This window comes from Chelatococcus asaccharovorans (assembly GCF_003201475.1).
GTDB lineage: Bacteria > Pseudomonadota > Alphaproteobacteria > Rhizobiales > Beijerinckiaceae > Chelatococcus > Chelatococcus asaccharovorans.
Genome location: NZ_QJJK01000019.1, coordinates 73,455 through 95,893, shown reverse-complemented (window position 1 = coordinate 95,893; position 22,439 = coordinate 73,455). Strand labels below are relative to the sequence as shown.

Here is a 22,439-nt window from a genome sequence, read left to right as displayed (position 1 = left end):
CCGACCCATCCGGCCCGCCATGCCAGCCGGCGTCGTCTTTCACGAAACATCAGGAGATGACGATGTCGATCGATCAGCATATTGAAGAACTGCGTGCCGAGCTGCGGAACGCCGTCTATCGTAACGAACGCCGCTGGATCGAGAAGGAGCTGGCGAAGGCGCTGGCCGAGCGCGAGGCGATCTGGGCCGCGCACGAGAAGCTTGCCGATTGCGAGCCGCCCCAATAGGGCGGCCGCTGCCTTGGCGCGCTCGTGGCCTCAGCCGTTGAGCGCGTCCTTGACCGCCTTCGCCGGCGTGAAGGTCAGCTTCTTCGAAGCCGCGATCTTCATCGCAGCGCCGGTCGCAGGATTGCGGCCTTCGCGTTCCGGCGTCGCTTTCACCTTGAATTTGCCGAAGCCGGGCAGATTCGTTTCCGCACCGGCCTTCGCCGCGGAGATGATCTCCTTGAGCACGCTCTCGACGATCGTCTTGGCCTGCGCCTTGGTCAGGTTCTGCTCGGCTGCGATTTTGTCGGCGATCTCATTCGTTGTCGTCATATCCGATATCCTCGTTTGTCAAATACCGAGTCCCTATGGCAACGAATTGTTTCCGATGAAAGCGTCAGTGCGCTAATTCAGCGGGGATACGACATGGAAACGGTCTTTCGGCCTGATTTGCCTGTCTTTTGATGGCTGTTGCAGGCGTCAATCCCCGTAGCCGCGACGGCGCTTCGAACGTTCGAGCCTGGATTTTGCCGTCAGCGCTTCATCTTCCCCGTCGTAGGTTTCCATCATGGATTGACCGCTCGTGCCGATCCTTCCCCAGTTACGGATCACCGATGCTCCGCCGAACAAGGTCGGCTGGATCGCGAGCGTATAGAACCTCCGCATATTCTGCGTTGGATCTATGCGTCGCATATGGATTGGCGCTGTGTTCTCGTCTTCCATGACCGGAGTCTCGCTTCCTCTGGAAGCGGCGTCCAACGAGTTCTTTGAATCGATCAGACCGATCCGATTCATTGCTGTGATCTTTGCCGCGATGGTTTGGTTTTTCGAGCAGGTTGCGGATCACGATTTCCGTCCGAAAGAAGGGGCTGGGCGAGACCCCTTCGGGGTCGGCTCTGCTCGCTGCGCTCATCGAACCCGCTCTCGCGGTTTCGCCCCATGCGGGCGACGAACCTCTCGCGGCGCGCGATCGTCGGCGTGCAATCGCAACCGTTGTGGTGCGGGCAGGAGGCAGGGCCGGCTGGTCGCCGGATATGAGACGGGTCAGGCGAGACGTCTCTGACTACAATGCGAGGGCCAATGTGATCAGTTTGATTTCTTGCGGGAATGGCGGAGCAGGGCGAACCGATACACCACCTTGATGGCCTTGCCATAAAGTTACCAGACCGCTCAAGGCAGTGCCGGCATGTCACCGTCGGCGATACGCCATATCCACGTCCTCATTTCCGCGCGCGCGGCGATCATGTCCTGCAAGGATGCTTCGAAGTCCTCATCCGCTCCGGCCGGGACTATAAACAGCGCGAACGGTTCCCTCCTGCTTTGAAGGAGCGCGTTCGCGATCGGTTGATCCGGGGGCAGATTGTAGCGCAGGCCCTTGATGCTCTTTTCGCGGATCCGGGCGAGAGCGTCGACCAGCCGCTTCTCGTATGTCGTCTCGTAGGGAATCCAGTTTTCCGACACGATCATCAGAGCGATTTCCTCGACGATGGCCAGCCCCGCCGGATTCAGACCGAACGTCGCAACCGCGATCAAGTGCGACGAAGGGTCGGCGTCCCAAAGCGAAAACTCGCGCTCGAACCGTGCCAGCAGACGCCGATGCAGCGTATCGTCGATCAGCAGCGGAAAGCCCGGCAGATGCTTGATGACGACCTTCTGCCCCAATCTCGCTGGCGCCAGCTCCTTCACCTCGCCGACAAGCACCATCAACTTGCGAGGCCCGGTCTTCGGCGGCAGTGCCGCAGCGAGTGCAGTACTGCGTCGTTGCTCGATGGCCTCCTTGTTGTCCACGCGAAACGGCTCGGGCACGAACAGAATGTCCGAAAGCTGCCCGCCCTTGACAGTCATCTGCCTGGCGGCCTCGAGCAGATGCCAACGAACGTTCCACCAATGTCGTTTTCTGGCCCATCTCGACGTCCAGACGGTCAGCTCGGCCTCGTGCCACAGATAATGCAGCAGGCCAAGCAGCGACAGTTTCTTCTGGTCGGCAGTCACGCCGGCGGAGCCGACGTCTCCCGGCACCGGCGTTGCACGGCTGCCGGTCTTCGACAGGCTGAAGTCCAGCTTCAGCGCTGCCGTCCCGTTCTTGGCATCGAGCTGGATCGCGCTGCCCATGAGGGCTCCCAGACCCGACAGCGTATAGGGAGATTCGTAAGACTCACAGGTCGGGTCGTGCTCGCCGCCGCTGAGCGGCATGCGCTTGATCACATAGAGGCCGCCGATCTGCGCGACATACATCGCGCACCCCGGATCGCGGCACAGGCACAGCGGCCGCTCCTTGCGCAGGTAGGCCGCCGCAACCGCTTCCTGAAATTTGGGCCCTTCATCGGCGTAGACGTCACCGCCAATCCTGAATTGACGCATCCCCTCCATCGCTCCGGGTCGCCGCCGCATCCCCTGTGTTCATATTGAGTCACGGCTTCGGGCGGGATGCAACCCTCCGATTGATGCCCGCCGCTCTCGGAGAACCATGATGCTTCCCATTTCTCGACAGGAAGGCCAGATCGACCGGCCGCCGGCGCGACGGGGCTACGCCGCTTGTGCTTCCCGTGGGCTGGTCGCCGATGGATGTCTCTCGGCATCGCGTAGTCGTCGCCGCGGAAATCAAAGGGAGGCAGGGCAGCCTGCCTCTGTCCTTCGTTTCAGAGCTTCAGGGGTCTCGACCCTTCCTGGCTGGTTTTGCCGGCGCGTCAGTGGCATCGTCAGGCGACAATTCCTCGACGAGCATGAGCAGGTTCTGCGCGGTGGCGGTGGGCAAGTCGAGGATGCGATTCACGAGCTTGTTCTTCACCGCTGCCTCCTCCTGACTGTCGCCAAAAAACTGCGGAGCCGCCGCATAGATCGCCTCGATCGGGGAGAAGCCGAGCAGTTCGGCCAGATGCAGCAACCGCGTCACCCTGAGCTTGGCACCCGCCCTCTCATGCCGCGCATAAATCTCCTGATGGATACCGATCATCATGCCGACCTGCTCGCGATTCAGGTTCAGCGCATCACGTCGCTCACGCAGAAACCGGCTCAGCTCCTTCTCCATGTCAAGCAGGCTGCGAACGCCGTCGAAGCCGGGCTTGCGCCAGATCGGCTTGTCGACCTCGGAGTCGGTCGTTTCGACAAGCCCGTGCTTGTCGATGTAGGTGTGAACGTCTTTGATGGCCATCTGGCTGGCTCGACCCGAATTCAGTTGCTCCACCCGTCAAAAGAGACAGGAAATCCCCCTGATCTGGCTCAGACCGCCCGAAAACAGAGCCAAAACGATAGTGTTCCTAGCAGGGAATCGGACTCGATTTCAACTCGATCCTCGATCTGGCCGCGTTTCCTCTCATTCAGAAGCCGCTGGCGTCAAGATACTGCCGGATGGCCTTCTCCATGATCGCCTGCATCGAGGTGTCCAGATTGAAGGCGGCCAGCTTCAGCCGCCGTTTCGTCTCGCGGTCCAGATTGACGTTGACGAAATAGCTGGCTCCTTTCATGCGCGCCCGCTTCATCCGGCGCAGCGCCTTGCTTGCCTCGCTGGCGGTTTCCGATGTTCCCTGATCCTCAACCAGAACCGGCTGCGTCACGGTGTTCACGGCGGCTGGCTGTTCGCTCTCGACATCTGCCGGGTTCAGGCCGGCCGCCGGGCGCTGCCTGCGCGGCGCAGTCGCAAATTCGTCCAGCGACAGCTTCTCCTTGCCGCTCATGCCGCACGTCCCGCAGCAGTCATTCCGGCAAGCAATTCGTCGACCTCGTCGACCAGCGCCTGCGTCTCGCGACGCGCCTTGGCGATCGCCTCCGTCACCTCCTGCATCTGTAGGGTGCCGATCCCGTTGTGGATGTCCTTGTAGACGTTCCGCTCGAATACCTCGGTTCGGAACAGATAGGTGCCGACCTGGTCTTCGATGATCGGCCGGACCTTGCGATAGAGTTCCGTATGACGCACCGTTACCGTGATCCGGGTACGCAGCACGCCGTGCCTGCAGTTTCGGCCGCGCAACTCGTTTACACGTTGCACGCTCTCGAAGCTGTCGATAGCCCCGATCACCTCGCGCTTGGACGGCTGGATCGGCGATATCACCAGATCGGCCGCCGCGATCACAGGGTCGACGATCGATGTGTCTTCGCCGGGCGTATCGATCAGCACGTGATCGAAAGAGTCAGCGTTTTCCTCCATCCAGCGTTCAAGCCCGCGTGCCGTCTTGTGGCTGTAGACCTCGATGCCTTCAGGTTGGGCATCCTTCTCCTGACAATCGATCCACCACTTCATCAGATTGTTGCGCGCGTCCATATCGATCATGGCGACGCTTCCGCCGCGCAGGGCATATTCGCCGGCGATGTTCATCAGCGCGGTGGTCTTGCCCGCGCCTCCCTTGCCGTTGATGGCGGCGATCACGACGGTCATCGGCTGCACTCCCATGAAAGTGTGTTTCTACTGACACACGGATCCATGTCCATGTGGACGTGGGTTCACATCGATATAGAAGCACACGAATATGGAAAAACACAATCATATTAATATGGAAAATAGCATATATGGCGACATGAACGTCAAAATCACAGCAATTATTGTTGGCAGGATACGGAAAAATGTGATACATTTTTCCTGACGATCGAGGGACAGGCCCTCGATCCGCGGCCTGCGGCCGCAAACACCATGATCAAGGGTGTGCCGTCGATGGCTGGCAGCCATTCAGAAGCGTCGAAACGGAAGGACAGGGTGGCGCATATCCGCTTCTCGCCGACCGAGTTCGATGCCCTGGAGGCGGCCGCGCGCGCGGCCGGGATGACCGTCTCAGCCTTCGTGCGGTCGCTCTCCATGGAAGGCGCCGGGGTGCGGCCGTTCCTCGGGGAAGGGGATCGCGCCGTTCTCGGCCTGCTTGCCGATGGCATGCGAACGATCGGAGGAAACCTCAACCAGATCGCTCGGGCGATCAACACCGGCAGGGCGCCGCCCGCCATCGATGATATCGCCGGCAGCGTCAGGGATGCACACGGGGTAGCGACCGCGCTTGCTGCCGAACTCGCCGAAATGACGAAGCGGTCTGCTGCCGCCAGACGCGGGGAGGAAATCTGATGGAGTTCCTTCCCGGCGCCTTCGAGCAGGAATGGGAGCGTCGCCGCGCTGCGCTGCAACACGAGATGCAGATGGGCCGGCTCGACAAAGGAGAATGGGACGAGCCGCGAAGGGGCGGGGCGGCGCGGCTTGCGGATGAAGGGTTGCGCGGTCCTGGTCGTGTGCGGCTCCGGGGCGGTGGGAGCCGTGCACGGTCGTCGCGCGACGGAGCAGGCTTTGGCGGTCGCGCGATGCGGACGCGTTTCGCTGCGCTGGCGCGCGGAAGTCAGCCGGCCGTGGTCAAGCTCGCCTCTTACGGTGGCGGCGGGCGCGCGGGCGCGATGATAAGTTACACGTCGCGAGGAGGGGAACTTGCGGTCGAGAATGAGCGCGGCGAACGCGTGCTCGGCAAGGATGCTCTCGCTGAACAGCGGGCCGAGTGGGAGCACCTGTTCGACAATCGTGTTGCCAGCCGCGACCTCGGCGTCTTTCATGTTTCCATTGATGCCCCCTCGCTGGGCAGTGACGTCGATCAAGACGATCAGGTGCGCGAGATTCTGCGGTCCGCATTTAGCGACCGACGATTTGCCTATACCGCCCACGAGCGCTCGCCGGATGCGCTTCATGTGAGCGGCGTCGTTGTTCTTCGCGATGGACCGGGCGAGCGGCTGACCGGCGATCGGAAGGCCGCCGAGATCGTGCAGCAGCGCTATGGTGATTCCGATGCCGGCCGGGATGTCGAGGCGCGGTTTCGCTTTCATGGCTACGGCAATGGCGTGGATTGGGGGACCGCGCGTGTCAGGGAACTGGTGGCTGGAGCAGATGGCGAAGTTCGCGACGACACCGGCCGACTGATCGGCGATGCGACGCAGGCCGGCGATCTGGTCCAGAAGGAATGGCGCAAGGAGCTGCACAGCCGCAAGGGCAGGGACGTCATGCACCTGATCGTCTCGGCGCGCGCCGGGACGGATGCGGCGGCATTCGAAGGCGCAGTCCGCGAGTTCCTGGGTGAACAGTTCGCAGGGCACCGCTATGTCTTTGCCGTCCATGATCCGGCGTTTGACCCGAAGGAGATGGCGGAAGGCGGCAAGCGCCCACATGTCCATGCTCATGCGATCGTGACGATGCGCTCGGAGACGGGAGAGCGCATCGTCACCAGCCCACAGACATTCCGGGACTGGCGCGCCCTGATGGCCGAAAAAGCTCGCGAGCAGGGTATCGACATGGAACTCACCGATCGGCGCGAGTTCGCAAACGCGCCGGCCTACACGCGCAACCAGGTGCGCCCTGTCAGCTATCGCGGCCGTACCGAGCATCAGGGGACGAGCATTGCCGCGCATGCTCGTTATCAGGCGAAACGATCGGATGAGATCAACCTTGCGACCAGCGCACGCAGCATACACTACGCCGGTGCGGCGGCCGAGATCTGGAACGATCTCGCCATGGAGGCGCGCGGCACAAGCGAAGGGGCCTTTGCACAGCAGCAGAGAGATCGATTGGAAGGGTCGCAAAACTACAATCAAAAAGATATTGGTTTTATGGGAGAGAGCGCCTTTTCTGTCAAAAACATGTCGGATATGATAGCATCTATCCAGTTTGCGAATGGTGAGGATGGACAGATGCGGGAGATGACGCGTCCGGAATTCGAAGCCTATGAAAAGCGGGTCGAGGCCGTGCTCTCCAGTGTCGAGCGTTCGATCGATGAAGCTGACCGGGCAGGCTTTGAGGAGGTCGCTGCGGCCGCCCGCGAGGTCGTGGGCATCCGGCGTGAGTATCTGGAGCTGTCGGAACGGCAGGTCGATATTGGCGAAGTGCTGCACGATCGTCAGATTTTGCGCGATGGCGTTGCGCGCGGGGGGATCGAGCCGGCCGAAGTCGAGGTCGACGAGGCCCGGCAAGGCATCCGCGCGACCCATGAAGGTGAAAACCGCGTCGAATCCGTCAGGGAAATCACCCCGGAATTGGCGGCTCTGCACCAGCGCTATTTCAATGAGAATCTCGACAATGCCGCCCGCGACAGGGCCGGGGCCGAAACGCTCATGGACCATGTGATCGAGAGCTATCCAATAGATCAGCTTAGGGGCGAGACCCTGCTTGGAGAAGTCGCCGATCACTATGTTCGCGAGCACTTCCCCGACGACACCCCGGCGCGTCAGAATGAAATTGCCGCTCGCATCGAAGAAGCCAATGAAATTCGGCAAGGCTTTTACGCAACACGGCGCGAGTTGGAGGCTGAGACGGAGTTCGGCGATCCGGACGTCCTCGGCTGGCAGGCTGAAGCCGCTTTCGAGCGGCAGCAGCTCGAGGGGCACGACGCCGCATACGATGCCGCCTACAATGAGGGGTTTGAGGGAAGGCCCGTTCCGGACACCGCGAAACGCAATGCCGAGCTCCTCGCTAGCTACGAGAAGGGGCTGAAGGCGCTCGAAATGGAGATCGCCGTCACCGATGTGGAAAACGGGATCGGGTCCGTGGGCTGGGGCCGGATCGATGACTCCTGGACGAGACAGGATTCGGAAGCTGCATGGGAGAACTTCAACCGGCGCAGCAGCGAACTTCAGGCGTTTCGGGCCGAACAGGAGCAGGCGGTGCAGAGGAACGACGGTCCGGCGACCGCCACAGAGTCGGTCAGCAATGATCGAGCGCACGAGCGCGTCCGTGATGATGACCGTGCAGCGTCACCTGCACCTGAGGACGTCGCGCGCGACCGCGACGACAACCTCGCGGGTCCCGAGCGGACGGCGGATGCCGCTCGGTCCGATCCACCGCAGCAGCATGTTCCTCGCTTGCAGGAACTGGAGCGCGAGATCGAGGAGCGGCGCGAACGGGATCGCGACGACCGTGAACGCTAGGTGCAGCCGATGAAACGCGATTGGGACAGAAACCCGCTTCCCCCGCCGGATGGGTCGGACGACAAAGGCACCGATCCCATCTCGACGTTCCTGCTGCTGGCGTTCCTGACCGTGGCCCCGTTGATCTATTTCGGGTCGCAACTGCGCACGATCGAGGCCTGGCTCGTCACCGCCTATGGCGTCGTCGAAGCCTGGCTCAATCCGATCAGGGACTGGTTCCTCGGGCTGCTAGGGTAGTCCGATCGGGCCGAACAGGTCGCGAGGTCAAACGACGAGCCAGGACGGTCCTTCATAAACCCGCTCGATCCAAAGCGTGATTTTCGCAGACGTCGTGACCTGAAAATCAATCTTGTTGTGAGATGAGAACGAGGCGGTCCTCGACCGCATGGGCGTGCGCCTCGACGCCCGGCCCGACGTTCTCGATCGGCGGTGCGAGAGCGTCGAGCATTCCTTCGGAACCATCAAGCAATGGATGAACCAGGGTGCGTTCCTGATGCGAGGGCTGGACAATGTGCGCGGCGAGTTCAGCCTTGACCGTGCTCGCCTGCAGTATCAAAAGGGCCATCACCCTTGTTGGCGTACAGGGCCGGATCGTCGTTGATCGAGTGGGCTGGCTTGGAAGCCAAGGGGTCTGGGCAGTATTTGCTTCCGGGTTCGTGAACCTGGTTCGCGTCTCTTGGAGCGAGTTTACGAATCCTTGCCCCGGTTCGCGAAATCTCGCGCCGACACCATCGCGCGCAAGCGGTGAAGATCCGACGGTCGGTTACTTTAAATCAGACGGCCCATGGATTAAAATTGAACGGGTGCTGGCTTTTGCCGCTGACGGGCGTGCTCCGCCGTTCGATCGGTCAAGGTTGCCGTGATCACTGCGATAAGGACCCAGAATTGGCAAGCCAGTTTTCAACCGCCAGGCCAGGGACACGTTCGAATTCCCGTTCATTGTCCGTGACAAGTGTGGCGTCGATTGCGAGCGCCTGGGCGGCAATCCAGGTGTCGTTGGCGCCGATCGGCGTTCCCTTAAGCTCGAGGCCGGCACGAACTCTTGCATAGTGGCGGGTCGTATCATGGTCGATGCCGATCAGCGCAAGGCGCTGCGTCAATGCGGCCAGACGGGCTCGGTTGCGCTCACCGTAGGCGCTTTTTTCCGCGCCGAACTCCAACTCACCGAGAACGATCGCAGAGAGTCGAAGGGCGTTCATCGGCTCGGCTTCCAATCGTCTACGCACCTCCGGACGGCCTTTCATGGCTGCAATGAGAATATTCGTGTCCAAGAGATAGAGCGCGGCCACGATCAGTCGTCCAACCCGGCCACGTCCTCGGCGGGCTTGTCTTCCGGCGCGATGAGGTCGATTTCATCGGCGTTCGTCCAGAACTCGCGAAAGGCGTCGGCGGCGACGCGGGGATGGTCGGGCACCAGGCGCGCAATTACCCTCCCATGCCGCGTGACGGCGATTTCCGCGCCGGCCTCAACCTCGGCCAGGAGCCCGGAGAAGTTCGCTTTCGCTTCAACAATGGAGATGCTTTTCATGGCCGCGGCCTCGAATTATGACCAGATGGCCAGAATATAGGAGGGGAGACCGCTTTCGTCAAACCCAGATTCTCCCTGAAAGCCATCGCGGCATTTTGGCTTCGCCAACGGCAGACACAGGTTTCTTTACCGGAGATGGTGCTTTGCAGCGTGCTGCAACTATAAGTCGCATAAGATAACTTATGGAACTAAGATATTGATGTTATTGAGTTATTCGATGCTTGGCAACGTGTAGCGGTTCAATACCGCGACGCCACCGTCCATCGTGATCTCAACGACCTCATTGAGCAACTCTTCGCCGGATTCCAGATCCTCCAGCACGGCTTCGAACAGCTCTCGCTGGAGCGCTGGCAGCACCTGCGGCACGATTATGATCAGCCCCGCATGCAATTCTTCCTTGGCGTAGAGCTTCCGAAAATCGCGAGCGTTGTTTGTGACGAATGTGAAATTCTCGTCGAGGATACGAGGCATCAGGCTCCAATCGGTCTCGCCGCTCAGCCCAAGCCAGTTTACATGCGAGCATTCGTGGCCGCGGTCTTGCGCCACGGCCACGAGTGTCGTGTGGAGGCACTCGTCGATGAGGAACTTCACGAAGTTCCGCCAGGCCGACCAGATGACGTGCCTTTGAGCGGAATCGTCTTTGTCGATTTCATTGGCAGGCCATGGTCCGCCAAGGTCTTTGGACGCCCTCGAGCGGGGTGTGCTGCGGTCCAGATCTCAGCGAGGTCAATCATGCGAGCGGTCAAAGACGGATAGCCTTCAAGAATTTCCTCGGCGCTTGCGCCCTGCGCACGCATGCCGGCAATCGCGCGAACCGGGATTCGCGTACCCCTGAACACCGGCTCTCCGCCGGAAACACCCTTGACGCTTCGGATCACGGCCTCTGCCTCCCGAAGCGCGTCCGCCCGGGCGGCGAGCTGCTCCCTTGCTCGCGCTACGTCCACGATCAGGTAATCGTCAGCGCGCACCGTCTCTGCCGCCGGATCGTCTGCGATGGCCTCGAAAAGCCGCTTCCGACGTTCGGCGGTGAGTATGGAGCCGACGCCGTACCAAAGCTTTAGGCGCAGGAGATCGTCGTCGGTAAGTGAACGCCCGCCCACGCGGGCGTCGCGCCTTGAGATAATCCGCTTGTCGATAGCGTTGTGAACCGACTTGACGGCTATCCCGCTCACCGCAGCCGCCTCCGCCGGGGTGTATTCCCGAAGCGCGTGCACCATAATCATTCTCCTTGTGGAGAATATATAAGTGGTATAGCGTACGGAGTAAAGGGGCTCCAGGCGCGTAGCGGAGACGTACGATGGCAAGGTGGCCGAAGGAGAAGCTGCTGAAGCACGGTCCCGAGCTTCCGATGGAAGAACGGTTTCGTCGCTACCAGCACAACATCAGGACGATCCGGGCGTCAGGCTGTGCGGTTCCGACGACAGCTCTGGTCGACAGCCTCGAACCGGCCGTGATCGAGTTGTGGTTCGCTGACAGCGCCTTCCGGATCGACAGGATCAACAGGGCGATCAGAGGGCTGGCGCAATTGCCCGACGACGATGCCGCCAAGGGTGAACCACGCTAGGAGCCTCGCCGACGTCGCGTCGAGCGGCAGCATCGCTTAGTCGATCCCCGCTTCCGCGATCTCCATCGCGTCGGGTACGGTTTCGTCAAACACCCGCGACCAATCGATATCCCCGGTGCCCGTACGAGATCGTTCAGACCGCGCCTGGACGAGTATCCGTAGCTTGCGCGCTGCCGGGATAAAGCGGGCCTCGATGGAGTTGGCAGATGTGCTCGCCGCCGGTGCCGGTGGCTTTGCCTTGCCACCGCTCGCCGGTTTTCGCTTCGCGGGCGCCTGTCGCGGTCTGGACTGCAAGTCACGAGTAGGAACTTTCTGTTGTTCTCCGCCGTCTGTAGCGTCTCCCTCTGGGCGATCTCCCTCAACCTCGCCTGCATATCGCAGGGTGGTTGCCGGCACTGGACGCTGCGGGAGGAATTCGGTGGACGGCACGTCAGGCAAATGGGCCTGCGAAAACCTTTCCATCTCCCTGAACGGCATTGTCCGGAAGAAGCGCAGCTTGTCGGCGAAGATCGGCCCCAGCCCCTCGGCCAGGATGATCATCTTGTCGCCCGGCATTTGCCGGACCTCCTGCGGCATCATCAGGTCGCGTTCACGAAGCTGCTCGACCTTGGTGCGCCGGTGCAGGCCCATCAGTTCGATCGTGCGGGATTCGGTCTTGTAGCGGACGGTGCGTTTGCCCAGACCCTTCGAAATGGCTTCCGCGGTCACCTGGTCATTGGCGCCCAGCACGAGCTGATAACCGCAATTGCCCATCAGTGAGTGGCGGGACGTTTCGCCGTAGATCTCGTCCAGGTTCTTCAGGTCCTGGATCACGAAGGCCATCTTCACATTGTAGCCGGCCACATAGGGCAGCTTGGTCGTGATCTCCGTCATCTTCTTTAACTGCCGGAACTCATCAAGCAGGAAATAGACCGGTGTCGAGCGATCCGTGTGCTCGAGCATGAGTGTGTCGAGCGTCTGTTGCACGAACAGCGCCAGCAAAGGCCGCAGCAGGGTGATGTCCGTCACGTTGGGCGCAAGGTAGATCGTGATCGGCCGGCGTTTCAGGGCGCGCAAATCCATATCGGTGACGGCTGTCGCCGCCACGACACGTTCGTTGCGGAATGGACGCAGCGCCTTCTGGATATCGAGCAGCGCGGATGCGGCGGCACGTTCGGACAAGGCGATATAGGCATTGAAGCTTTCGACCGTGAACCGGGACAGGTAGGGTTCACGCTCCTTGATGAGCTTCATCATTGCCTGGAGGTTTGCGCCGCTGTTGAAGAAGGAGGTAACCTCGCCGAGGTTGCGATGGCCTTCGTAGAAGACGCTTTCGTTGATATAGCTGATCGCGCCGGCGATGACCTGCTGGGCCGTGGCCTGCCAGATCGAGTTCTCGGATTCGGTCACTTCCGGAACGAGGATCGCGGCCATGTTCTGGATATCGGTGGTGCGGTCACCGCGATCCGCGCGAATGAAATCGAGCGGGTTGTAGCGATGCGACTTCTCCGATCCTGGCGCGAACAGGAAGACCTGGCTGCCCTTCGATTTCCGGTAGCCGGCGGTGCTGCGGAATATTTCTCCCTTGAGGTCGGTGACGATCATCGAACCTTCATGGGCAAGGGCATTCGGAACGACGTAACAGGCCCCCTTCCCCGAGCGTGTTGGGCCGATCACCAGATGATGGCGATCATCGTCGACGCGAAGAATCTGCCGTCCGAATCGGCCAAGGATTTTTCCTCTTTTCCTGAACCACCCGTCTCGCCGCAGCGACATCAGGGTCTGGAAGCGTGCGTCTCCGAGGGGGCTTGAACTCGCCCGAAGACCGGCATAGGCCACGATGCCGGCGATCAGGGCGGCAGGAAGCAGGGCTCCGAGCGCGACAGCACGCAAGACACCGCTGTCGTGATAGGCAGCGAGCTGCTGGAATGGGGCGAAAGGATTCGTGGTGATGGTCGCCTGTAGGATTCGGCCATCGCCATAGAGCAATTGCAATCCGATTCCATAGGCCAGCAACCAGATGGCGAAGGCGACAGTCAGGCAAAAGCCGATATAGAAGATGCGCAGCGAGCCTGTCATGATGCGCCCATTCGCTCCCGCGCGAAAAAGATCTCCGAAACACCGCGCCGCCCCCCTTCCCTGCGCAGTTGCACCACGATCGGGATGACGCTCTGGATGTAGGAGATGAGGTCGGCCTTGGGATATGCGGCCGACAAGCCGGACTGCATGACCATCATGGCAAGCTGCTCGTAGGCGCCGAGCGGCGTATCGGCATGGACGGTCGACATGGATCCCGGATGGCCGGTGTTGATCGCACGCAGGAAGGCAAAGGCTTCGGCGCCTCTGACCTCGCCGACAAACAGACGATCCGGCCGCATGCGTAGCGACGCTTCGAGCAAGGACTGGATGGTGACGTTTGCAGTGCCCTGATCGCCGCGCGACGCGAGCAGGTGTACCGCGTTCTTCTGCGGCGGAAACAGCTCGCGTGTATCTTCCAGCGTGATGATGCGCTCGTGCTCGTCGACGGTCTTCAGACAGGCGTTGAGAAAAGTCGTCTTCCCGCTGGAGGTGCCGCCACTGATCAGAATAGAGACCCGATTGATGATTGCCATGCGGATGAAGCCGTAAATGTCGTGGGCCGAGAGCTGATCGATCAGGGTTTGTTCGATCTCGCTGAGCCCGCCGACGGCAACCGTCACCTGGTCGAGCGCTCCCCGGTCGCGGTAATCTTCCAGGGTGAAGTTGCTGATGACCTGCTTGCGGATCGACAGCGTGCCACCATCCGGAGCGGCCGGTGGCAACACGACCTGAATACGCTCGCCGGTGGGAAGTGCCGCACTGAGGATCGGATTGGCCGGGCTGACGAACTGGTTCGTGCTGGCGGCGACGCGCTCGCCGATATTGACGATCTCGGCCGTGGTGAGTTCCGGAATATCGTGGAGTTCCATATGAGCGGAACCGAGCCGCTCGACATACACCTGGCCCGGCCGATTGACCGAGATCTCGACGACCTCGCGATCCTCGAGAAACGCCTTCAATGGCGAGAGCGCCCGATAGAGGAAGTAGTGACGATTGTCCGAGGGAAGCTCAGCGGAGGCCGCGTTCACGCCGGATCTCCCTCAGGGCTTCCATGACGGGATCCTCGTACATGGCGGAGAAGTCGAGATCCTGCCGAACGAAAACGAAGATTCGCTCGCCCTGGCTTACGCTGATCGTTGGTGGAATACGCAGGGAATCCCCCAATGCCTGATTGGCCATGTCGGAGAATGTCCGGGCAAGGGTTTCGCGGGCGAGTTCCTCAGCGCGCTGTGCATCGTCGCTATCACCGCTTGCGGTCTGGCTGCCATATCCAGTCAGATAGCTTGCGCCTGCCCCGGCGACCGAAAGGAGGACGGCCGCGCCAAAGCGCTCACGGAATTTCTTGTCGACACGCCCGGTCAGGCCGGCACGACCCAGACTGTCGGCGCCGATCGAGTTCAACCGGACCGATACGCCGTCATCGCGCAGCATGCGGGTCCAGACGACGAAGATGCGCGTCTGACCACGTGTGATCTCGGACTGGTATTCGCCGATGAGCCTTGTGCCTGTCGGGATCAGAATGCGTCGGCCGTCGAAGGAGAAAACATCCTGTGAGACGATCGCCCTCACCTGCCCCGGCAGGTCGCTGACGATCGCCGTCTCCAGGATACCGGGGATCAGCGTGCCCTCGGGAACGAGCGCGTCGATGCGCTCGATCTTCCTGGCCTTGGCGCTGCGGTCACCAATGCTGGAAGCGGCAGCCAGGAATTTGCTGCTGCGATCCTCACCGGCGACGGTAAGCCCCTCCCCTTCGCCACCGGTCAAGCTGCTAACCCCGCTGGAGCCGGGATTGTCGACCACGACCAGCCCGGAGCGAAAGCGCGCGGGGAACTCTTCAGCGGGTGCTTCGACAACTTCGGATGGCGGCGGGGTTGCGCCCGGAACGGGCGGCGGAGGAACCTCGAACTGAGTGGTATCGACCTCTTCTGTCGGAGATGGTGGCGGTGGGGGAGGTGGTATCTGCACGATTTCCGGTGCGGGCGACTCCGGTTCCGGCTCGCCGTCACGAACGAAAGATGGTGGACGAAAGGTCGTGGTGCTGAACTCCTCGTCGCCGTCTAGCATGTCGCGGACAGGCGGCTGCTGGCCGGCGAGAACCATGTAACCAGCGACGAGGCCGAGCAGGACGAGAACGGCGCCGCCGACGAGCTGTTTGCGACGAACGGCATTGTCGGCGATAATGGTGTCGTCAGCCTGACCAAGGGCTTCGAGTTCAGGCGCGCGCTTCATCAGTTTCCGCTCCGACGCCGGCGTTTTGCCTGGTCATCCTCGACCGGCACCAGAATCGCGGGGTCAGGGGCGGCGAAATCCGGCTTTCTCAGATTGAAGATGCAGATCCACTGGTCGCCGTCGCGCAGCGTGAATTGTGTCGCCGCCCCGTCGACGACGATGTACTCCCCTTCCCTGCGGAAATTCCGCAACGTCTCGGAGAAATCCGGGTTCACGGCGAAGATCGCGGGAACCCGGCGGTCAAATTTGAAGAAGGTCTTGTTGCCGTCGTCAAAGACCATCAGCGGCTTCAGCCGCGCGTCGCCCGAGAAGGAATAGTCGATGTTGACGTTGGCCTTGTCGATATTGGCGATGTTTGGCCAGGCGGCGCGCTGCTCCGCCTCCTGCCGCAGGGCGGCATTGAGGTTTTTCTCCGGATAGTGAAAGCGGATTCCGAAAACCTTGCGGCCGGCTTCCGGCGCAAAATCGTGCAGTTCAAGATAGTAGATGCGTTTGTCGGTGACGACGTTCATGTTCGTCGTCACGTCTTTGGCGATCGGTTTTATGAAGAGGATATTGCCCTTTTCGGCCGGAACGACCTGCCAGCTTTCGGTGTCGCCCAGCGAGATCGTCTCGAATTTTTCCTCCTCGTCGAAGATGATCATCGTCGAGATGCCATAGGTGGCGAAGACCTGAACGACATTGTTCTCCTGGTAGGTGATGCTGGTCACGCGCGCATCGAGAGACCCGCCTTTGGGCGTCTGTGCCGCATAAGCGTTCCCAAATGAGCCGACGAAGAGGACGGCAACTGCAATGGCGCGGCTCCTCATCGGTCGTCCCCCGGCGTCACGCTCTCCTGATCGCGACGGTAAGAATAGACCTGGAAGCCGAGCGGGTTCTCGAAGCGCCATTCGTTGCGGGTTGGCGTGTCCGTGTAGCGGAAACGCACGACGGAGATCCAATGGCGGACGATCGATTCCGTGTCGCTGCGTTCGTTGGTCGAAAAGCGGACGATGGCAGTGCTCACGTTCGGGAATGTAACCGACTTGACATCGACCAGGACCCGCTTCAGCCGTCCGTAGACGCGCGTCGGATTTTGGGCGTTCGCCGAGCTGAAGAGGGTTTGCAGTTCGCGGGCCGCTTCGTCCGCGGACAAGAGCGCTGCGATGCCGAAATTTTCGGTGATGGCATACGGGTCGTAGCCTTCGCGGGTGCGGATGTAGCGCACGACGTTGGCTTGGGTGATCGCTTGTTGCTCGGTGAGGTTGGCGGGCCGCGTCAGGCCCGATTTGACCTCGATGTAGCCGGTCGTCTGGTCGACGGTGACGACATAGGGCTCGAAGCTCTTCAGCGGCAGCATCAGCACCACGGCAAGCAGGCTGAGGAGCGCGATCCCGGCAAAGACGATCGAGAAGAACCACGCAACGCGCGCCGAACGCTTCGCCCGCTTGATGATCTCCTGCTCCCAGATATCGCCCTGCTGGAAATAGGACCGCAGCGCGGTTTCGGACTTGTCGGCCATTCTTGCCCTTCTCGTATCGTTTGAGATCCAACATCAACCTCCCGTCACGTCTGCCGTGGCGTGCCGTTGGACATGATTGCGCGCTGCATGGAAGCGCCGGCGCTGTCCTGACCTGGAGAATGAAGGGTTGCCTGAACCCGATGGACTGCATTCCGCATCTGGCGGGCGGATGCCCCGATGGTCGCCCGCCCCCAGAAAATGCCGCTGGCGGTCAATTGCCGGGAGCGTGAACCAACCGGTGTTGCAAGTCCTCCTGCGATGCCTTGCGCCAAAGACTGAACCTGGAGGAGGACAAAAGTGCCGGCCAGGCACAGCATGATGAAGGCTGCGAAATCGCTGAGCTTCAGCTCACGATTGCCGGAGATGCTGTCGATCGTCGTCAGTTCGGGTTCCATCGCGGCGATGAGGAACGCTGCGATCACATAAACGAACAATGGAATGATCGAGTAGAGCAGAGACTGATTGAGCCACCCCATTGCATAGCTGCGTGTTGCGCCGAAAAGGAAGCAGGCGATGAAGATCGGCGCAGTGCCGAGCAGAACCCACAACACGACCTTGGCCAGGACGAGAATCCCGAGGGCGACGGCGACGAACAACCCGGCAAAGACCATGATGATCATTCCGATCAGGGCGGGCAGAACGGATAGATAGCCGGCCTGTTCAGAGAAGGCGGCGGCGGCGACATTGGCCGTTTTCCAGATTTGTGACAGCCCATTGGTGGGCTCGGTGACTCCGGTGCCGGAGGCCGCAAGGATGGCGCGACCAGCCGCTTCCGGAACCGTGGTCAGCCATTCATAGACAAGATCGTTGAAATTCGACCAGGTTCCGACCAGGATCAGGATCACCAGCACGCGCACCAGCCGCCCGATGATCTCGGCGACGCTCAAGCGCGAAGTCCCGAGGAAAAGCTGCACGCCATAGAACAGGACTGCCAGGACGAATAGCAGGCGAAGGAGGGGTTCGATATCCCGGCTCAGAGCCTCATAGGCGCTTTGGGAAAAATTCTGCCCCGAAGCGTCTATTCGATCCAGCAATTCACCGATGAAGTCGTCCACCGCCCTGCCCTATTCCTCGTCGCCGATCGCGATCTCATGGATCGCTGCCAAAGCCGCTGCTCTGTCCGCGTTGATCGATTTCATCGGCCCGCAATCGTCTCCTGCGCCGGCATAGCTCATGAGATTGGCCGGCCGCTTGCACGGAGCGGTCTTCTCGCGGGGGGTGCCGCATCCGCTGGCGAGGACGGCCAGAACGAGCGTGATGGCGGTTGTGGTGCAACGGAGGCTTCTCATTCGTACCGCAATGCTTTTCTTGTGTTCGACATGTCGGTGAGCTTGCGCTGGTTTTCCGCATGCAGCGATTGCACGCCGCCGTTCAGCACGCCGATCATCTCGTTGAGTGTGAGACCCGTCTGAACCTGAAGCTGCGTATTCTGGTCGATCGAGCCCTTGATATCCTCGGCCTTGCCGATCTCGCTGCCTGCGCTTTCCAACGCAGAGCGGCGCGTCTCGACTGCCTGTTGCGAGCCGGTGATCAGCGACGAGACGCCCATGACCGTCTTCATGAGCTCCTCATAGGATTTGTCGCTGGCAAGCGAACTGTCGTCCTTGCCTGACAGCGAGCGTACGAGCTGAAGACCATTGATGAAGAGCGTGGCCGCTTCCACGATCCTGGGATCGAGCGACCCGAAGTCGGCAATCCCGCTCTTCAGGATGTTGTCGAAGGAGGGCATCGACGAGACGCTAAAACCGTTGCCGATCGCGATGTCCTTCAATGGCCCTGCGTCGCTGCCGCGGTCGCCGGTGACCGCCTTGAGGGTCTCTTCGACAGTGGTGAGGATTTCCTTGTTGGTGTCGAGGATCTTGCCGGTCTTTTCGGCCGTGTCGCGCGCGACAGCGTAATTGGTCTTGTCGATGACCGGGATGTCGGCCGCGGCAGGCGCGACACATGCGCCGATTGCGGCCAGCATCGTCAATGAACGTTGCATGTCGACCTCCATCATTGTGTCTCGAGGAGCAGTTCCGCCTGCGCGTCGATGCGCATGACGCAAGCCTTGGCGCCGGCATCCCAGAAAAGGCCTTCCCGCGCGTCGCAGAAGCCGGCAACCGGCCGATCGTCATCGTCATTTCCGTCGTAGCGGGTCGAGCGGCTCGACCCGGAAATCTCGCCAAGCGTGACGGCATTGCTGGAATTGGCGAGGTCGGCGAAGGCCGTGCCGAGCAGGATCAGCCGGTTCATCAGCTCGATGTTTGCGTTGCGCGCCCCGGAATTGTGGTCCCAACTATCCTGAATCGTGCCGGAGCCGAGGCGCCCGAACTGCATGAGCCAGGACATGACGTCGCCCGAGCCCTCACCCATGGCGGCGGTGAGGCCCATCGCGTTCATCGTGCTGGTTCGAGCGCCTTCGTAAGCGCCACCACCGCCATAGTTGAGGGGCATGCCGGACTTGTCGGAACCTCCGAAAGCAGGCAGCCATCTTTGGGTGATGTTGGCGACGTAGCCTTGCGTTTCCTTGAACGGCGGGATGCCGCCATATTTGTTCACGTTGCCGGCGCCGGCATTGTAGGCGGCGAGTGCCAGCGAGACATTGCCGTTGTATTTTCGGAGTTGCTGCTTGTAGTAGCGCGCGCCACCGCGCAGGTTCTGCTCGACATTGTAGGGATCGACACCGAGATCGCCGGCGGTCCCCGGCATCAGTTGCGCAAGCCCGATCGCGCCGGCCGGCGATTTGGCGCACGGATTGAAGCGACTTTCCTGATAGACAAGCGCCAGGAACTGGTTTTCGTCGATGCCTTCTTCCCGTGCTATCCGGCGAACGAGGCCGGCGATCGCGGGATTGGCGTTCGCCGCTGCGACCGGATCATCCTTTCGGCCTGGCCGGTATATCGAGCAGGTGACGCTCTGGTTGTTGACGTAGCGCTCCTCGTCGACCTTTTCGATCTCGTCAGTCTTCTGGTCACGTTCCTTGCGCTCGTCGAGCACCGTCCTGTCGATGGTCGGGATATCGGCGAGGGCCGGTGCTGCGGCGAAGGCTGGAAGCAGGGCCAGGGGAAGCAAGTTTCGCCGGATCATGCTGCATCCTCCCAGCCACAGAACGCTGGCAGCCATTTTGCCGGATCGTCGCCGAATTGCGCACGCAGCGCCGCACATTGCTCGACCGTCTCCTTGCGACCCGACATCACGCGCACGAGATCCGGCATGGACGAGAGGTCGAGCCTGGCGATGACGGAGTCGTTGCCGTGCTTGACGAGGAATGTGCGCCGTTCCGGGGGCGTGTTGCGGATGAAGGCGTATTCCTTGGCGGTGAGGCCGAAGCGCCGGATATAGCTTTCCTCGTCCGCACGCGGGTTCGGGAAATGCAGGTTGGTCGCGGACTGCTCGATCAGCGTGTGCGACTGGGGCGAGCGTGCAATGTCTGCCGCCGATTGCGTGCCGAACCCGACGATCCCGTTGAGCTTGCGGATCGTCTTCATCTTGTCGACGATGTAGTTGGAGAAAACCGGATCCTGCAGGAGCTTCCAGCCCTCATCCATGAAGATGAGCACCGGTTCTCCGGTGAGAAGCTCGTCCAGCCGGTGGTAGAGGTACATGAGCGCCGGGGTGCGTACATCCTGATTGTCGAGGATATGCGTCATGTCGAAACCGTAAATTCTCTGGTCGGAGAACGACAACACGTCCTGCGGAGCATTGAAGAGCCAAGCCTTTTCCCCCTCGTACCAGGGCCGCAAACGCGACTGCAGATCGTTGGCGTCGGAGCGCGCTCTGCCCATCAAAAGACCAGACAGATTGGCGAGCGTGCGCTGCTCGACCGGCTCCTGGCAGATACGGCCGATCGCGCGCTCCAGCGTGTCCTCTTCCTCCTGGCTGAAACCGCTGCCGTCCGCCGGATCGAGCATGGCTTTGAGGAGACGGTGCAGGAACTCGCGGTTGGTCGCGTTGTTTTCCAGTTGCAGCGGGTTGAACCCGGTAGCGCCTCCCGGCTGCAACACTTCATAGGCGCCGCCGACGGCCCGGATGAAAATTTCTGCGCCGCGGTCCTTGTCGAAGAATACCGCGCGCGGCTCCGGCGAGATCCGAAACGCCTGCGCGAGCAGGAAGGTCAGTGCCACCGTCTTTCCCGACCCTGTTGGTCCGGTCACAAGAAAATGGCCGATGTCGCGCTGGTGGAAATTGAACCAGTAGGGCGTCTGCGACGTGGTCTCCAGGATCGAGATCGGGAGCCCCCAGTGGACGTCGGATGCCTTTCCGGTCGCGAAATTGTGGAGTGACGAGAAGCCGGAAAAGTTCGCGCTGGACAGCATGCAGGAACGCGCGATGTAGGCATGGTTGCCCGGCAGTTGCGCCCAGAAGGAAGCCTCCATGTTGAGGTCTTCCCGCAGCCAGTTGATGTTCATGTCGGTGAGACAGGAACCAAGCTCGGCCACGGCCTTGTCGAGGCCGGTGAGATCACGCGACAGGCACAGCAGGCTGAAATGGTGATAGCCGAAGACGGCTTCCTGGTTGAGCAGGCTGTTCAGTGCGAAGTCGATGTCGGTCTCGACGGTGCTGCCCGATTCATCCGATGCGTGGATCTGCCGCTGCAGGCGGGATATGCGCTCCTGCGCGATCGGCTTGTCGGCGAGCGTGAACGACTGGGTGCAGATGAACTCGTGGTTCATCTGCAGGAGCCCGTCCAGCATCCCGGGCCCTGAGAAGGGCGGATATTCCTTGATCGACAACATGGCGCCGAAGCGGTTGTCCGCCTCGCTCGGACCCTGGGCCTGCAAGGTCCGCTTCGAGAAATGCAGGCGCGACGAGCCCACATAGCTGCGGATGCCCATACGCGGCAGCCGCATCTCGCGGGAAATGCCACAGGTCAGCAATGTGTTGAAGAAGGAGCAGGGTTCCGAATAGGGTTCGCCCTCGCGATAGACGATGCCGAGCGGCCGCGCGCCGTACTTCTGCAACTCGCGTGTGATGTTGCCGACGATCTCCTCGAGCTCGTTGACACGTTCGTGCAGGCGCTGCTCGATAACCTCTTTGCCGGAGGAACGGTCGAGCAGGCGCGAGAAACCCTCGGCGGCTCCGAGCGCTCCACGCATTCCGGAGCGGACAATGGTGAGATAGAGTTCGTTGGTGAACATGCGCTTTTCGCGCAGCGACGCCATGTAGCGCGTGTTCAGAAGGTCACAGAACGAATCCGAAAACGTTCCGCCGATCGAGGGCTTGATCTCCTTTCGGATCACTGTCGACCAGAGCGAATAGCGGCTCGAGCCGAGCGCGCGGATCATGGTGTTCTGCACCATGGCGCGCATGTTGAGCTCGGCCTGATCCTCGGTCTGGAAGAACAGGCCATCGAGCTTGATCACCGACAGGATGGCCCCGCTTTCGAGGCCAATGACCGTATCCGATACATGGCGCAGATAAGGAATATGGGTCGACATTGCCCGCTCGCGCCGGCGCTCACGCCCAAATCCCAGTTCTTCGGCGACGACATCCAGCATG

At 61.2% G+C, this 22,439-nt stretch carries 25 protein-coding genes and 1 pseudogene; 5 read left to right on the top strand and 21 right to left on the bottom strand.

Annotation, left to right across the window (positions count from 1 at the left end):
• Positions 1-227 (top strand): annotated as a pseudogene (locus C7450_RS34210) (hypothetical protein); the annotation flags it as partial.
• Positions 228-257: 30 nt separating this feature from the next.
• Here the strand turns inward: C7450_RS34210 and C7450_RS30915 are convergent.
• From C7450_RS30915 to C7450_RS30890, 6 genes are all read right to left on the bottom strand, one after another.
• Positions 258-536 (bottom strand): HU family DNA-binding protein, encoded by a 279-nt coding sequence (locus tag C7450_RS30915; RefSeq protein WP_110378328.1) that lies wholly within the window; start codon positions 534-536, stop codon positions 258-260.
• A 147-nt stretch (positions 537-683) separates the two neighbouring features.
• Entirely contained in the window at positions 684-926 is a 243-nt protein-coding gene (locus C7450_RS30910; protein ID WP_110378344.1) for a WGR domain-containing protein, read from the bottom strand.
• A 447-nt stretch (positions 927-1,373) separates the two neighbouring features.
• The gene (locus tag C7450_RS30905) at positions 1,374-2,564 is read right to left on the bottom strand and encodes a DUF1173 domain-containing protein (RefSeq protein WP_110378343.1); all 1,191 of its coding nucleotides are present in this window, start codon (positions 2,562-2,564) and stop codon (positions 1,374-1,376) included.
• Positions 2,565-2,850: 286 nt separating this feature from the next.
• A complete protein-coding gene (locus C7450_RS30900) occupies positions 2,851-3,354 on the bottom strand; it encodes a helix-turn-helix transcriptional regulator (protein ID WP_110378327.1) in 504 nt (167 codons plus the stop codon).
• Positions 3,355-3,520: 166 nt separating this feature from the next.
• On the bottom strand, positions 3,521-3,877 hold the full coding sequence (locus C7450_RS30895; protein WP_110378326.1) for a hypothetical protein: 357 nt from the start codon (positions 3,875-3,877) through the stop codon (positions 3,521-3,523).
• Positions 3,874-4,575 carry a ParA family protein gene (locus C7450_RS30890; RefSeq protein WP_110378325.1) on the bottom strand — a complete coding sequence of 234 codons (702 nt, stop codon included), beginning with the start codon at positions 4,573-4,575 and terminating at the stop codon, positions 3,874-3,876. Before C7450_RS30890 ends, C7450_RS30895 begins: the two co-directional genes overlap by 4 nt.
• 273 nt (positions 4,576-4,848) lie before the next feature.
• Between C7450_RS30890 and C7450_RS30885 the strand changes: the two genes are divergently transcribed.
• Genes C7450_RS30885 through C7450_RS30875 form a run of 3 tightly spaced genes read left to right on the top strand, consistent with a single transcriptional unit; the run spans position 4,849 to position 8,315 of the window.
• Positions 4,849-5,247, top strand: a complete 399-nt coding sequence (locus C7450_RS30885; protein WP_110378342.1) for a plasmid mobilization protein — start codon at positions 4,849-4,851, stop codon at positions 5,245-5,247.
• The gene (locus C7450_RS30880; RefSeq protein WP_110378324.1) at positions 5,247-8,078 is read left to right on the top strand and encodes a relaxase/mobilization nuclease domain-containing protein; all 2,832 of its coding nucleotides are present in this window, start codon (positions 5,247-5,249) and stop codon (positions 8,076-8,078) included. The genes C7450_RS30885 and C7450_RS30880 overlap by 1 nt, the downstream gene beginning before the upstream one ends.
• A gap of 9 nt (positions 8,079-8,087) precedes the next feature.
• Positions 8,088-8,315: a hypothetical protein gene (locus C7450_RS30875; RefSeq protein WP_146227597.1), complete on the top strand. Its 228-nt coding sequence runs from the start codon at positions 8,088-8,090 to the stop codon at positions 8,313-8,315.
• Between the two features lie 106 nt (positions 8,316-8,421).
• Here the strand turns inward: C7450_RS30875 and C7450_RS34365 are convergent, their stop codons facing one another.
• From C7450_RS34365 to C7450_RS30850, 5 genes are all read right to left on the bottom strand, one after another.
• Complete coding sequence (locus tag C7450_RS34365; protein ID WP_210206588.1) at positions 8,422-8,646, bottom strand: hypothetical protein; 225 nt, start codon at positions 8,644-8,646, stop codon at positions 8,422-8,424.
• A 295-nt stretch (positions 8,647-8,941) separates the two neighbouring features.
• Entirely contained in the window at positions 8,942-9,367 is a 426-nt protein-coding gene (locus C7450_RS30865) for a PIN domain-containing protein (RefSeq protein WP_110378322.1), read from the bottom strand.
• A gap of 2 nt (positions 9,368-9,369) precedes the next feature.
• Positions 9,370-9,606: a type II toxin-antitoxin system Phd/YefM family antitoxin gene (locus C7450_RS30860; protein ID WP_110378321.1), complete on the bottom strand. Its 237-nt coding sequence runs from the start codon at positions 9,604-9,606 to the stop codon at positions 9,370-9,372.
• Positions 9,607-9,816: 210 nt separating this feature from the next.
• Complete coding sequence (locus C7450_RS30855; RefSeq protein WP_110378320.1) at positions 9,817-10,197, bottom strand: DUF5615 family PIN-like protein; 381 nt, start codon at positions 10,195-10,197, stop codon at positions 9,817-9,819.
• Positions 10,194-10,823: a DUF433 domain-containing protein gene (locus C7450_RS30850; RefSeq protein ID WP_110378319.1), complete on the bottom strand. Its 630-nt coding sequence runs from the start codon at positions 10,821-10,823 to the stop codon at positions 10,194-10,196. Before C7450_RS30850 ends, C7450_RS30855 begins: the two co-directional genes overlap by 4 nt.
• An 80-nt stretch (positions 10,824-10,903) precedes the next feature.
• On the opposite strand from C7450_RS30850, the gene C7450_RS30845 reads away from it, so the two are divergent.
• Complete coding sequence (locus tag C7450_RS30845) at positions 10,904-11,170, top strand: hypothetical protein (RefSeq protein ID WP_110378318.1); 267 nt, start codon at positions 10,904-10,906, stop codon at positions 11,168-11,170.
• Between the two features lie 36 nt (positions 11,171-11,206).
• Here C7450_RS30845 and C7450_RS30840 read toward each other — a convergent pair whose 3' ends face one another.
• The 10 genes from C7450_RS30840 to C7450_RS30795 are packed head-to-tail and all read right to left on the bottom strand — an operon-like array spanning position 11,207 to position 22,438.
• Positions 11,207-13,228 carry a type IV secretory system conjugative DNA transfer family protein gene (locus tag C7450_RS30840; protein WP_110378317.1) on the bottom strand — a complete coding sequence of 674 codons (2,022 nt, stop codon included), beginning with the start codon at positions 13,226-13,228 and terminating at the stop codon, positions 11,207-11,209.
• Positions 13,225-14,256 carry a P-type DNA transfer ATPase VirB11 gene (gene virB11 / locus C7450_RS30835; RefSeq protein WP_110378316.1) on the bottom strand — a complete coding sequence of 344 codons (1,032 nt, stop codon included), beginning with the start codon at positions 14,254-14,256 and terminating at the stop codon, positions 13,225-13,227. Before virB11 ends, C7450_RS30840 begins: the two co-directional genes overlap by 4 nt.
• Positions 14,237-15,457 carry a type IV secretion system protein VirB10 gene (gene virB10, locus C7450_RS30830; protein WP_110378315.1) on the bottom strand — a complete coding sequence of 407 codons (1,221 nt, stop codon included), beginning with the start codon at positions 15,455-15,457 and terminating at the stop codon, positions 14,237-14,239. Before virB10 ends, virB11 begins: the two co-directional genes overlap by 20 nt.
• Entirely contained in the window at positions 15,457-16,266 is an 810-nt protein-coding gene (locus C7450_RS30825; protein WP_110378314.1) for a TrbG/VirB9 family P-type conjugative transfer protein, read from the bottom strand. The genes virB10 and C7450_RS30825 overlap by 1 nt, the downstream gene beginning before the upstream one ends.
• Entirely contained in the window at positions 16,263-16,958 is a 696-nt protein-coding gene (locus tag C7450_RS30820) for a VirB8 family type IV secretion system protein (RefSeq protein ID WP_110378313.1), read from the bottom strand. Before C7450_RS30820 ends, C7450_RS30825 begins: the two co-directional genes overlap by 4 nt.
• Before the next feature lie 44 nt (positions 16,959-17,002).
• Entirely contained in the window at positions 17,003-18,013 is a 1,011-nt protein-coding gene (locus tag C7450_RS30815; RefSeq protein WP_110378312.1) for a TrbL/VirB6 family protein, read from the bottom strand.
• Positions 18,014-18,022: 9 nt separating this feature from the next.
• Positions 18,023-18,247: a hypothetical protein gene (locus C7450_RS30810; RefSeq protein WP_110378311.1), complete on the bottom strand. Its 225-nt coding sequence runs from the start codon at positions 18,245-18,247 to the stop codon at positions 18,023-18,025.
• Positions 18,244-18,942 (bottom strand): type IV secretion system protein, encoded by a 699-nt coding sequence (locus C7450_RS30805; RefSeq protein ID WP_110378341.1) that lies wholly within the window; start codon positions 18,940-18,942, stop codon positions 18,244-18,246. Before C7450_RS30805 ends, C7450_RS30810 begins: the two co-directional genes overlap by 4 nt.
• Before the next feature lie 11 nt (positions 18,943-18,953).
• A complete protein-coding gene (locus C7450_RS30800; protein ID WP_110378310.1) occupies positions 18,954-20,027 on the bottom strand; it encodes a lytic transglycosylase domain-containing protein in 1,074 nt (357 codons plus the stop codon).
• Positions 20,024-22,438: a VirB4 family type IV secretion/conjugal transfer ATPase gene (locus tag C7450_RS30795; protein WP_110378340.1), complete on the bottom strand. Its 2,415-nt coding sequence runs from the start codon at positions 22,436-22,438 to the stop codon at positions 20,024-20,026. Before C7450_RS30795 ends, C7450_RS30800 begins: the two co-directional genes overlap by 4 nt.
• Between the last annotated feature and the right edge of the window lies 1 nt (position 22,439).

Coding starts and splice junctions, on each gene's coding strand:
- C7450_RS30915 (WP_110378328.1), bottom strand. CDS start 536: ATGACGACAACGAATGAGATCGCCGACAAAATCGCAGCCGAGCAGAAC.
- C7450_RS30910 (WP_110378344.1), bottom strand. CDS start 926: ATGGAAGACGAGAACACAGCGCCAATCCATATGCGACGCATAGATCCA.
- C7450_RS30905 (WP_110378343.1), bottom strand. CDS start 2,564: ATGCGTCAATTCAGGATTGGCGGTGACGTCTACGCCGATGAAGGGCCC.
- C7450_RS30900 (WP_110378327.1), bottom strand. CDS start 3,354: ATGGCCATCAAAGACGTTCACACCTACATCGACAAGCACGGGCTTGTC.
- C7450_RS30895 (WP_110378326.1), bottom strand. CDS start 3,877: ATGAGCGGCAAGGAGAAGCTGTCGCTGGACGAATTTGCGACTGCGCCG.
- C7450_RS30890 (WP_110378325.1), bottom strand. CDS start 4,575: ATGACCGTCGTGATCGCCGCCATCAACGGCAAGGGAGGCGCGGGCAAG.
- C7450_RS30885 (WP_110378342.1), top strand. CDS start 4,849: ATGGCTGGCAGCCATTCAGAAGCGTCGAAACGGAAGGACAGGGTGGCG.
- C7450_RS30880 (WP_110378324.1), top strand. CDS start 5,247: ATGGAGTTCCTTCCCGGCGCCTTCGAGCAGGAATGGGAGCGTCGCCGC.
- C7450_RS30875 (WP_146227597.1), top strand. CDS start 8,088: ATGAAACGCGATTGGGACAGAAACCCGCTTCCCCCGCCGGATGGGTCG.
- C7450_RS30860 (WP_110378321.1), bottom strand. CDS start 9,606: ATGAAAAGCATCTCCATTGTTGAAGCGAAAGCGAACTTCTCCGGGCTC.
- C7450_RS30850 (WP_110378319.1), bottom strand. CDS start 10,823: ATGGTGCACGCGCTTCGGGAATACACCCCGGCGGAGGCGGCTGCGGTG.
- C7450_RS30845 (WP_110378318.1), top strand. CDS start 10,904: ATGGCAAGGTGGCCGAAGGAGAAGCTGCTGAAGCACGGTCCCGAGCTT.
- C7450_RS30840 (WP_110378317.1), bottom strand. CDS start 13,228: ATGACAGGCTCGCTGCGCATCTTCTATATCGGCTTTTGCCTGACTGTC.
- virB10 (WP_110378315.1), bottom strand. CDS start 15,457: ATGAAGCGCGCGCCTGAACTCGAAGCCCTTGGTCAGGCTGACGACACC.
- C7450_RS30825 (WP_110378314.1), bottom strand. CDS start 16,266: ATGAGGAGCCGCGCCATTGCAGTTGCCGTCCTCTTCGTCGGCTCATTT.
- C7450_RS30820 (WP_110378313.1), bottom strand. CDS start 16,958: ATGGCCGACAAGTCCGAAACCGCGCTGCGGTCCTATTTCCAGCAGGGC.
- C7450_RS30810 (WP_110378311.1), bottom strand. CDS start 18,247: ATGAGAAGCCTCCGTTGCACCACAACCGCCATCACGCTCGTTCTGGCC.
- C7450_RS30805 (WP_110378341.1), bottom strand. CDS start 18,942: ATGCAACGTTCATTGACGATGCTGGCCGCAATCGGCGCATGTGTCGCG.
- C7450_RS30800 (WP_110378310.1), bottom strand. CDS start 20,027: ATGATCCGGCGAAACTTGCTTCCCCTGGCCCTGCTTCCAGCCTTCGCC.
- C7450_RS30795 (WP_110378340.1), bottom strand. CDS start 22,438: ATGCTGGATGTCGTCGCCGAAGAACTGGGATTTGGGCGTGAGCGCCGG.